The following is a 10,197-nucleotide window of genomic DNA, read 5'->3' on the forward strand; positions in this document are numbered from 1 at the left end:
GTGGTAGGGTGCAATGGTGAGCATCAGCGCCGTCGATGCACGCAGCGTGAGCCAGACGAATCTATTGAAGGAAATCTTGGTCATCTTATCCTCCTCGTGGAGTGCTGTTAGGAAACCAGTTCGGCCGAAGGTGTCGCGGCCGTGCAGCAGGTGCCGGCAGCCAGAACAGCTCCGGCGAAGATGCCCGCGAAGGCGGCTGGAATGAGAGTGCGATACATGAGGTCTCCATTCGGGTGGTTGGGGACGTGGCAATACGATTGGTATTTCAACCTGTAGGCCACAACGGCTTGCGACCGTCACGGTACGGGATAGCGAATCCAACCTGACAACCGGCTGACAGCCAATTTCGGGTGCCGTCGGGCTAACCGCTGACGACTTTCGACCACGGGCATGCCCATTTCAGACGCCCAAGACAGGTTTGCATAACCTCGGATTTGCGCACGATCTCCTTCGACAGCATGACAAACGCCCTCGCGATCTCGACTATTTCGACGGCCACGATCTGGAACTCGAGTGGCTTCTTGACACCCATCCACATGCCGATGACTTTTCAGCTGCTCGTTATCTGAAGGCAAAGAGCGGCGTGCTGGTAACGATCGGCGAGCACGTGAAGGAAGTGCAGCAGATCTGGCAACGGATATACAATGGCCGGTCATCTCGACCCTGTCGGGCTCAAGGATGCGCTCGGCGACCCGGTCTTGGTGTCTGCGCAGGCGCGGCGACGATCGGCTGGGCCTCGGTCAGGAAAGACAGCACGGCGGCGGGTACCACCGCGGAATTGAGCGCATAGATGCCGCAACGCGATATGAGACTTCTCTTGTCGACAAGTTTCCCAAGAAAGTGCCAGACGGTGCGGGTGGCGTAGGGCAGATTGTTGTTTCGCCACGATATCCCCATGGTGACGCCCCGCAGATAGCGCCGCTGGTACGTCTCGAACGGCATGAGGATCGTCTGTCCAAAGGTGGGTGCCTCGCCTCGCGTCAGTTCGGTCACAAAAATGCGCTGGTGCCGATACGCCACGAGCCCCGTGTAGCGCGAACGCTGTACGATGCCGTTTTCGGCATCCTCGATGCGCTCGAGGGTAGAAACCAGAACTTGTCCGCCGTTCTCACGCAAGTGAGCGCAGGCGCAGACGATCCGATCAGGCCAGGACAGCGACATGTGCCATGTTTGGTAGAATCCGAGATATGGTCCGAGCGCATGCAGGTCACCCGGAAAGGCGTCGGCCAGCGGCCGCGGCAGAACCGTTTGTCGGCGCCGTTCGCCCAATCTGTTGCGGAAGATGCCCGGGGGAAGATCGAAATCGGCTGGTTCGAGGCCGAAAGCTGCCGCGATCGCCAGGAGATTATGAGCGGAAGGAAGGGTTCCTGCATTGAGGTAGCGGTTGAACTGCTGCCGGTTGATGCCGATGGTGCGGCACAAATCGGATACCGATCTGTGGGTGCTGCAGGCAAGCTTCAGGTTGTTGCTGAAATTGGCCGGTGGCTTGCTCATGGAGACAGTATAAACTCGCTTAAAAACGCTTCAAGCGACGAAATTGCGCTGACCCGGGCTCGGCCTAGTATCGGCCACAAGGCTTCACTCCAAGGGGAACCCAATGAGCGCTTCCAGCAGGTTATCGAGTCTCTCACGCCGTGATCTTCTTCAAGCGGGGGTTGCTCTGGGCCTTGTCGCAGCCGGCGGCTCTCTGGCGTCGCCGGCCACGGCGCAAACGCCGGTGCGCGGCGGACAGTTGCGCCTCGGGCTCGATGGCGGCGCCTCTGCCGATTCGCTGGACCCGGCCCTGGCGTCCGCCAGCGTCAATTTTGTGATCGCGCATTGCTGGGGCGATACGCTGGTCGAAACCGACCCCAAGACAGGCGCGGCGGTTCCCTCGCTGGCCGACTCCTGGTCCCCGTCGGCCGACGCCAAGGAGTGGACCTTCAAGATACGAAAGGACGTCCGTTTCCACGACGGCAAGGCGTTTACTGTTACCGATGCAGTCGAGACGTTGCGCCGCCACGCCGGAAAGAAATCGCAATCGGGCGCGTTGGGCCTGCTGTCCGGGATCGACCGCATTGAGGAACGGGCGGGCGACATGGTGGTGACGCTCAAGGAGGCTAACGCTGACTTGCCGCTTGTATTTACGGACTATCATCTTCAGATCCAGCCAGGCGGTGGCGTGGAAAAAACGGCGGCAGCAATCGGCACAGGCCCCTACAAGCTGGTTGCGTTCGAGCCGGGCGTTCGGGCCGCTTTCGAAAAAAACACCGACGACTGGCGTCAAGACCGAGGCTACGTCGATAGCGTCCTTATTACCGTATTGAACGATCTGACCGCACGGGCCAGCGCTTTGCGCTCCGGTCAGGTCGATTTCATCAGCACCGTCGAACCCAAGGTCGTGCCGTTGCTGAAGCAGGTTCCGGGCGTCGAGATCCTGCGTACCTCCGGCAAGGGGTTCTATTCCTTCCTGATGCACTGCGACACCGCGCCCTTCGACAACAACGATCTGCGCCTGGCGCTCAAATATGCAGTGGACCGTGAGGCTATCCTCAAGCGGGTTCTGGGCGGGTTCGGCACCATTGGCAACGACTACCCGGTCAACGCCAACTATGCGCTCGCGCCTACCGATATAGAGCAGCGCAATTACGATCCCGACAAGGCTGCATTCCACTTCAAGAAGTCTGGCCTTCAGGATCCAATCCTGCTGCGCACTTCCGAGGCGGCGTTTCCTGGCGCGGTTGATGCTGCCCAGCTTTTCCAGTTGAGCGCGGAAAAGGCCGGCATCAAGATCAATGTGCAGCGCGAGCCGAGTGACGGCTACTGGTCGCAAGTCTGGAACGTCAAGCCGTTCTGCACCTCCTTTTGGGGTGGACGTCCGACGCAGGATGCACGCTATTCCACTTCCTACGTTTCCAATGCGGAGTGGAACGACACCCGCTTCAAGCGGCCCGACTTCGACAAGATGGTGGTCAAGGCGCGCGGTGAACTGGACGAGGCCAAGCGGCGGGCACTCTACCGTGACATGGCCCTGATGGTGCGAGATGAGGGCGGCCTGATCCTGCCGGTATTCAACGACTTCATCAACGCCTGCACGAGCCGTCTCAAGGGTTTTGTTCCCGATATTGGCAATGACTTTTCCAATGGCCGCATCGCCAGCCGGGTCTGGCTGGAGGCTTGAACCGGAGAATGATCGTGCCTTTTCGGCGGCGGGATGGTGTGCTTGCCGCCGCGTGGAGCTTTTGTGGTTGATCGCATGACGAACAGGAATTTCCGTGTCATCGAAAATGAGTGGATCGTCCTAAAGGACGGCACCCGGCTTTCCGCACGCATCTGGATGCCCGAACCGGCTTCCGGCGGGGTGCCGGCGGTGCTCGAATTCCTGCCTTATCGCAAGCGCAACAGCACCGCCCCGCGTGATGAGTCCACCTATCCGGTCTTCGCGGCGGCCGGCATCGCGGGCGTGCGTGTCGACATTCGCGGCTGCGGCGAGTCCGACGGCGTCATCGACGGCGAATATACCGTGCGTGAACTTGCCGATGCGGTCGAGGTTATCGAATGGATCGCAGCGCAGAATTGGTCGAATGGCAATGTCGGCATGATGGGGATCTCCTGGGGCGGGTTCAACGCGCTTCAGGTGGCGGCCCTCAAGCCACCTGCTCTCAAGGCCGTGATCTCCCTGTCATCCACTGTCGATCGCTATAATGACGACATTCATTACAAGAATGGCGCGCATCTATCGGCGCAACTGTCATGGGCGGCGACGATGAATGCTTTCCAGTCGCGGTCTCCCGATCCCGATCTCGTCGGAGAACGCTGGCGCGATATGTGGCTCGAGCGGCTGGAAGGCGAGCCGTTCTTCATGGACGAGTGGCTCTCCCACCAGCGCCGCGACGACTTCTGGCGCCACGGTTCGATCTGCGAGGATTTTGAAGGTTTCTCCATTCCCGCACTGGTGATTGCCGGATGGGCCGACGGCTACCGCAACACGCCCTTGAAGGCGGTCGCCGGGATGCCGGAAATGGCCTGGGGCATGATTGGCCCATGGGTTCACAAGTACCCGCATTTTGCCGATCCCAAGCCCCGCGCCGACTTCCATGCCGAGGCAATTTCATGGTGGCGCCATTGGCTGTGCGCAGAAGACAACAAACTGGAGAATACGCCGAGGCTGCGTGCCTATATCCTGGACGGGCCGCGACCCGACCGTCGGCGCGACACCGACCCGGGCTACTGGGTTGCCGTGGACAGATGGGACGTTCCCGACACGCTCGTCCTCAGCCTGGACGCTTCGGGCAGGCTCGCTCAGCGCAATTCATCGCAGGCGCAAGGAACTGCCCTCCTCCGCTCTCCTCAGGATACGGGCACTGCAGCAGGAGAATTCTTCACGCACAAGCCGGATTCGGAAATGGCCGGCGACCAGCGTGTCGATGATGCTGGATCGCTTACTTTCGACAGCGCCGTCCTTGCCGAAGGATGCGTCGTCCTTGGCCAACCGCTCGTAAGGCTGTCGCTTTCCAGCGATGCTGCCCTGGCCAACCTTGCCGTCAGGCTGGTCGACGTCCATCCCGACGGTGTAGCGACGCGCGTCAGCTACGGTGTGCTCAACCTAGCGCATCGCAACGGCAATGCCGAACCAGAGCCGCTGAAGCCGGGCGAGACGGTCGCAATCGAGTTGGTACTCGATGCCTGCGGCTACCGTTTTGCCCCCGGTCACCGTCTGCGTCTGTCGTTGTCCAACGCCTATTGGCCGACGATCTTGCCGCCGCCCCGCGACGCGACGCTGACGATCGATCTCGCCAAGTTGCAATTGGAGTTGCCGTTGCTCGGTGAGCATCGCCGGATCGAAATCCCCCAGCCATCCAATACCGATCCTTTGCCGCGCTACGAGGTCCTGACGGCAGGATCATCCGGCCGCTCCGTTGAACGCGATCTGCAAAACGGCGTGACCCACTACCGGGTGCACGAGGATACGGGTCTTAGCCGCCACCCGGATAACGGACTGTGCATGCGCGACACCCGGCAGGAGGTATGGTCGATCGCGTCTGATGATCCGCTGTCGCTGACAGCCGAGATCCGCTGGACGTGCAGTGCCGAGCGCGAAGGCTGGCGCACGCAAAGCCGTTGCACCACCCATCTCTCCTGCACCGCGACCGAGTGGCTGATTTCGGAGCGGGTTGAAGCACTGGATGACGGCCAGAAGGTGTTCGAGCGCGAGCGTAGCGCTCGCATCCCACGTGACCATATGTAGGTGCGCACAAAAGCCGCTCAAACTCGATGGGTTGGAAGGCTCCAGCTTCCTATTCACGTGAGGCATCTCAGGTTCTTCTGGCGGTACAGGGCATGGATCGCGTCGTGCGGCCCGCGGCCCGCAAGCCGATGCTTGGCGAACCTGTTGGAAAACCTACCTGTAAGCCATTGATAGATAAGTATAATGGTGGGCCCGGAGGGACTTTGCGAGAAGTCCGCCCATAAGTCATTGATTCTAAATCACGAATAGCGCTGGCGAAAATCGCCCAAATCAAGAAACGTACACCTAGTTGGTGTACGCGAAGGTGTACCGCCCCAAGGATTCCCTTGTCAACAATTGAGAAGCGAAGGGGAATCGTTCAGAGACTACGGAGGCTGGAGGGAGCGAACAATGAGCGCCAATTGGGGTGAAGATGACTTGGCGAGGCTGATGGCTCTTGAGCACGCCTTTCACGCACTTGCTCTGTTGTCAGCCAGCAACTACGCCCATCTTGCAGGAACCACACCTAGCGCCGCCGTGAAGCAGTTCCGGGAAGCTATCGAAGGGTCCGTCTACGATAGCGGCCAGGCTCCGAAGACCGTACAAGTGCTCATGAGCAAGCATCTGAAGAAGATGTTCGACCACGTGGCCGCAATGGCTGTCTACGCGGACCAAGGATTCAGACGCGATGAGTGAAATCTACGAGAACGCCATTGCCTCGCTCAGGCTTGGTATCCAGGATTTTCAATCCAACGACGAACTTCGGCCGATAAGCGCGCTGCGGAATTTCTACGCAGGGGTGCTGCGTCTTGGAAAACAGTGTCTTTTGAATGCTGCGCCAGACGACGCCGACCCCATGGAAATCCTTGCATCGAAATTCGCCCCCATTTTGGACGAAGACGGCGAGGTAGCATATGCAGCCAAGGGCCAGCAGACTATTGACCTCGCGGAACTCCGTGAGCGCTTCAAGGGTTTCAAGCTCACATGGCCTGCTGGCGACATCAAAGGCCTTCAGAAGCTCCGGAATGACTTTGAGCACTACCACTCCGCTACGCCGAAACCAGCGATACGACAGGTGATAGCCGACTGCTTTCCTCGGTGGAAGGGTTCTTCGCTATTTTGGAAAAGTCGCCGAAAGCTGAACTCGGCGATACCTGGGATGTGATGCTTGCAGAACGTGCGTTCTTCAGAAAGCTGAAAGACAGCTGCAACGCGACTTTTCAAGAAATTCCCTGGTGGCAAGAGATTGCCGAACGCGATGATATCTCATGCCCGAACTGTAGATCCTCGCTCGTCTACCAGAAAGACGAAACCAACGGCGAACCAGGTGACATTGAGGGGTGCTGCAAGGCATGCAGCGATACATTCTCAGCGGAGAAGACCGTGGAGATAATTGTACAGGCAAGCTTCGGCATTGATGACTACATTGCTGCCAAAGAGGGGCTTGAGCCAACGATTCACGACTGTCCTGAGTGCTACAACGCTACATATGTAGAAACAGGCATCACCATAGAATTCTTCTTCTGCGGCTACGCAGTGAGTGGCGACTGCGCGAGGTGCGGTGAGCCTCTTAAGGTAGGCAACAAGTCTATCAACAATCCGCGACTCTGCGACTATTGCTATCACATGTCGTCAAAGGACGATTGAATTGAGTAGCGTTCGACGCTCCATTGCATCAAAAATTGAATTCCATGATTCCTTGATGAACAGAGTTTACCCGCCGAGAGAATAGGCTGGCGCCCCCGGTGGAAATGCCGGGTCAGTTCTCAGTGAAAATCAGGCAATTATGCACTTGAGTTAGCATGAATTCTGTGGCATATTCTGGTCATTGGAGATTAGACCGATGACCAGCCTTTCCGAAGAACGCTTCCACAACGAAGACGCTGCCCGCGAGCACATCGAAGCCTCGCGTTGGTCGAATGGTGTTTCTTGCCCGCTTTGCGGCGGCGTGAGCGTCCATCGCATGGAAGGCAAGACACAGGCTGGCATGTTCCTTTGCAACGAATGCAGGGGCAAATTTACCTGCCGCACTGGCACCGTCATGGAGCGCTCGCATATCCCGCTGCATAAGTGGCTGCTTGCGATACACCTCATGGCGTCGAGCAAGAAAGGCATCAGCGCCCATCAGCTCATGCGCAACCTCGGCATCGGCTCCTATCGTACGGCTTGGTTTCTAGCTCACCGCATTCGCGAAGCCATGCGCGAAGGTGTTCCCGCCGGCGGCTTGGGTGGCGCGAACAAGGTTGTGGAGGCCGACGAAGCCTATGTCGGCGGCAAGGCGAAGAACCGCGCACATCGCGAACCGGCGCCTAAGAAAGCCGTCCTGTCGCTTGTGGAGCGTGACGGTCGCGTTGCCTCTTTCCATGTTGCGAACGTGACTGCTGACACCGTGCGCCCGATCATCGTAACAACCGCCGACCGCGCCAGCGCACTGATGACCGACGAAAGCACTGTCTATCCTCGCCTTGGCCGCGAGTATGCCAGCCACGGCACCGTGAACCATTCCGCTAACGAATACGCTCGCCTTGGCGGCTACATGCACATCAATACCGCCGAAAATTTCTTTTCGATCCTTAAGCGCGGCATCAATGGCGTCTATCACTCGGTAAGCGAAGCCCACCTTCACAGGTATTTGAGCGAATTCGATTTCAGGTACAACAACCGCTCAGGGCTTGGCGTGGAGGACGCAGAGCGCGCCGCCAAGGCGCTCAAGGGTGCCGAAGGCAAGCGGTTGACCTATCGACAGCCTGCTAACCAAGAAAGCCACTAAGCGGCCTTGGGAGCCGTCCAAATCGGATCCAAAATCTGATCGAAAGCGCCGAAAGCGATGGGCAAAGGACTGAACGCATGAATGAGGATGAACTCAAGGGCGAGGTTCGCCTCTACGCCCTCGAATGGATGATTTGCCAGATGGCTTCCGTTCTTTTGAGGGCGAGCGGAGATCCAGCCGGGATTCTTGCGAAGACACGCGAACAGGCGCTGGCGGGAGCGCGCCAAAAAACATTTGCGAATGTGAACCCGGCCGTCTCTGACCTTCTTTCTGCCGAGCTAGAAAGCGCCGTAGATCGTCTTCTAACAATGACACAAACGCTGGCGGGAACGGATCGAGGCTAGCGAAGGCCAGCGCGATAGCATTCTTCTCAGTCATCACTTTTTGCCTTTGGGGGTCGCCCGCGCTTCTTCGGACTCGCTTCCGTCTTGGGTTTTGTTTTAGGCTGAGGCGGGGTTTCTAGAAGGCGCTTGAGTATCAAGTCACCGCGCTGATCAGCTTCCTCGTCGGAATATGAGGCGCGGTCCTGGGGGGCATCAGGTGGATTCTGATGAGGAATATTTGGCGGATAAACCATATCTCTCCGACTTCAAAAAATTCGCAGACGAAGCGCCGACCAATGCCCATCGTAGAGCCCAAGAGGTCGAGCTTTATAGCGCCTCTGATCGTGCCGCTGCCGTCCTCTTGGCCTCTCTGCTAGAACGCAGCTTAGAGACATTGTTGAGAACAGTCATGCGCCCAAATGGCATCAATGACATTTTCGATTACAACGGTCCGTGCGGCGGATTCTCCACCAAGACGCAAATGGCTTATGCCCTGAGCCTTATTGGCAAAAAAACACGACATGACCTCAATCTAGTACGGGTGCTGAGGAACGGATTTGCTCATAGTCGACGCCCGATGAAATTTACCGCTCCTGCGGTACAGAGAATGTGTGCGCGCCTTCTGTTTCCCGATTTTCCGAACGTATTTTTGAATTTTGATATGCTCAACAAAACTGACCTGAGACCCTGAATCTCCTCCAGTTTTTGGTAGAGTCCGTCTGATCGAGGAGACGGACGAATGAAGCGTTCACGGTTCACGGAACAACAGGTCATCGCGATTTTGAAGGAGCAGGAGGCGGGGATGAAGACCGCCGATGTCTGCCGCAAGCACGGGATCTCGGAAGCGACGTTCTACAAATACAAGGCCAAGTTTGGCGGCATGGACGTTTCCGATGCGCGCAAGCTGAAGGCGCTGGAGGAAGAGAATGCCAAACTGAAGAAGCTGCTGGCCGAGCAGATGCTGGACAACGCCATCCTCAAGGATGTCGCTGCAAAAAAATGGTGACGCCCGATGCCAAGCGAAGCGCTGTGGTCCACGCCTGCGATCAGCATGGGGTGAGCCAGCGTCGGGCGTGCAAGGCTCTTTTCGTCGATCGCTCGAGCGTTCGCTACAAAAGCATCCGGCCCGATGATGCTGTCTTTCGAGCCGCGATGAAGACGGTTGCCGCGCAGCGGCGGCGCTTCGGCTACCGGCGCATCCACATCATGCTTGAACGGCAAGGGATGGTGATGAACCAGAAGAAGCTACGGCGGCTTTACCGGGAGGAGAAGCTGCAGGTTCGCAGGCGTGGCGGCCGCAAGCGGGCCCTGGGAACGAGAAGGCCGATGATCGTGCCGGGCCGGATGAACGAGCGCTGGTCGCTCGACTTTGTCAGCGATGCCTTCACGGACAGCCGGCGGTTCCGGGTTCTGGCCGTCGTCGACGACTTCACGCGGGAATGCCTGGCGCTGGTCGCGGACACGTCGCTGTCAGGCGCCCGCGTGGCCCGGGAACTGGACGCCATCATCGCCCATCGCGGCAAGCCCTGCACGATCGTCTCCGACAACGGCACCGAACTGACCTCGATGGCCATCCTCAAATGGTGCCAGGAGAGCGGCGTCGAATGGCATTACATCGCGCCCGGCAAGCCGATGCAGAACGGCTTCGTGGAAAGCTTCAACGGCCGGTTCCGCGACGAATGCCTGAACGAAACGCTGTTTTCCACCCTCGCGGAAGCACGGGCGGCGATCCAGCTCTGGAAGGAGGACTACAACCGGCACAGACCACACTCAGCACTGGGCAACATCACGCCGAGCGAATTCGCCATGAAAATGGCACTGGAAAAACAGGCCGCATGAGGCCAGAAATGAAACCCCGGACTCTCCACTGAGCTGGAGCAAAGATGGGTCTCAGGTCA

At 58.5% G+C, this 10,197-nt stretch carries 10 protein-coding genes and 1 pseudogene; 10 read left to right on the plus strand and 1 reads right to left on the minus strand.

Going from position 1 to position 10,197, the window contains the following annotated elements; translation table 11 throughout:
• Positions 1-502 precede the first annotated feature (502 nt).
• Positions 503-646, plus strand: a pseudogene (locus A3AU_RS1000000140895) (MBL fold metallo-hydrolase); the annotation flags it as partial.
• A gap of 26 nt (positions 647-672) precedes the next feature.
• Here A3AU_RS1000000140895 and A3AU_RS0127290 read toward each other — a convergent pair.
• Positions 673-1,494, minus strand: a complete 822-nt coding sequence (locus A3AU_RS0127290) for a helix-turn-helix domain-containing protein (RefSeq protein WP_027055699.1) — start codon at positions 1,492-1,494, stop codon at positions 673-675.
• A gap of 103 nt (positions 1,495-1,597) precedes the next feature.
• On the opposite strand from A3AU_RS0127290, the gene A3AU_RS0127295 reads away from it, so the two are divergent.
• The 9 genes from A3AU_RS0127295 to A3AU_RS0127335 all read left to right on the plus strand — a co-directional run bounded on the left by A3AU_RS0127295 (position 1,598) and on the right by A3AU_RS0127335 (position 10,138).
• The gene (locus A3AU_RS0127295; protein WP_027055700.1) at positions 1,598-3,160 is read left to right on the plus strand and encodes an ABC transporter substrate-binding protein; all 1,563 of its coding nucleotides are present in this window, start codon (positions 1,598-1,600) and stop codon (positions 3,158-3,160) included.
• A 75-nt stretch (positions 3,161-3,235) separates the two neighbouring features.
• Positions 3,236-5,227, plus strand: coding sequence for a CocE/NonD family hydrolase (locus tag A3AU_RS0127300; RefSeq protein ID WP_027055701.1), 1,992 nt, complete (start codon positions 3,236-3,238; stop codon positions 5,225-5,227).
• 390 nt (positions 5,228-5,617) lie between these two features.
• Positions 5,618-5,902: a hypothetical protein gene (locus A3AU_RS0127305; RefSeq protein WP_027055702.1), complete on the plus strand. Its 285-nt coding sequence runs from the start codon at positions 5,618-5,620 to the stop codon at positions 5,900-5,902.
• The gene (locus tag A3AU_RS01000000136225) at positions 5,895-6,371 is read left to right on the plus strand and encodes a hypothetical protein (RefSeq protein ID WP_032918262.1); all 477 of its coding nucleotides are present in this window, start codon (positions 5,895-5,897) and stop codon (positions 6,369-6,371) included. The genes A3AU_RS0127305 and A3AU_RS01000000136225 overlap by 8 nt, the downstream gene beginning before the upstream one ends.
• Positions 6,371-6,853, plus strand: coding sequence for a hypothetical protein (locus A3AU_RS01000000136230; protein WP_032918265.1), 483 nt, complete (start codon positions 6,371-6,373; stop codon positions 6,851-6,853). The genes A3AU_RS01000000136225 and A3AU_RS01000000136230 overlap by 1 nt, the downstream gene beginning before the upstream one ends.
• 196 nt (positions 6,854-7,049) lie before the next feature.
• The gene (locus A3AU_RS0127315; protein WP_027055703.1) at positions 7,050-7,976 is read left to right on the plus strand and encodes an IS1595 family transposase; all 927 of its coding nucleotides are present in this window, start codon (positions 7,050-7,052) and stop codon (positions 7,974-7,976) included.
• 77 nt (positions 7,977-8,053) lie between these two features.
• On the plus strand, positions 8,054-8,320 hold the full coding sequence (locus A3AU_RS0127320; protein ID WP_027055704.1) for a hypothetical protein: 267 nt from the start codon (positions 8,054-8,056) through the stop codon (positions 8,318-8,320).
• Between the two features lie 196 nt (positions 8,321-8,516).
• Entirely contained in the window at positions 8,517-8,990 is a 474-nt protein-coding gene (locus A3AU_RS1000000139195; RefSeq protein WP_154674682.1) for a hypothetical protein, read from the plus strand.
• A gap of 48 nt (positions 8,991-9,038) precedes the next feature.
• Positions 9,039-10,138 (plus strand): IS3 family transposase gene (locus A3AU_RS0127335; protein ID WP_154674525.1). Its coding sequence is split into 2 segments (ribosomal slippage): positions 9,039-9,291 and positions 9,291-10,138, totalling 1,101 coding nucleotides; the frame shifts between segments, so codons are not numbered across the junction.
• Positions 10,139-10,197 lie beyond the last annotated feature (59 nt).

Origin of the sequence: Mesorhizobium erdmanii USDA 3471, from assembly GCF_000472705.1 — a bacterium.
GTDB lineage: Bacteria > Pseudomonadota > Alphaproteobacteria > Rhizobiales > Rhizobiaceae > Mesorhizobium > Mesorhizobium erdmanii.

Excerpts from the sequence above, each read along its gene's own strand:
- A3AU_RS0127290 (WP_027055699.1), bottom strand. The coding sequence starts at position 1,494 with ATGAGCAAGCCACCGGCCAATTTCAGCAACAACCTGAAGCTTGCCTGC.
- A3AU_RS0127295 (WP_027055700.1), top strand. The coding sequence starts at position 1,598 with ATGAGCGCTTCCAGCAGGTTATCGAGTCTCTCACGCCGTGATCTTCTT.
- A3AU_RS0127300 (WP_027055701.1), top strand. The coding sequence starts at position 3,236 with ATGACGAACAGGAATTTCCGTGTCATCGAAAATGAGTGGATCGTCCTA.
- A3AU_RS0127305 (WP_027055702.1), top strand. The coding sequence starts at position 5,618 with ATGAGCGCCAATTGGGGTGAAGATGACTTGGCGAGGCTGATGGCTCTT.
- A3AU_RS01000000136225 (WP_032918262.1), top strand. The coding sequence starts at position 5,895 with ATGAGTGAAATCTACGAGAACGCCATTGCCTCGCTCAGGCTTGGTATC.
- A3AU_RS01000000136230 (WP_032918265.1), top strand. The coding sequence starts at position 6,371 with ATGCTTGCAGAACGTGCGTTCTTCAGAAAGCTGAAAGACAGCTGCAAC.
- A3AU_RS0127315 (WP_027055703.1), top strand. The coding sequence starts at position 7,050 with ATGACCAGCCTTTCCGAAGAACGCTTCCACAACGAAGACGCTGCCCGC.
- A3AU_RS0127320 (WP_027055704.1), top strand. The coding sequence starts at position 8,054 with ATGAATGAGGATGAACTCAAGGGCGAGGTTCGCCTCTACGCCCTCGAA.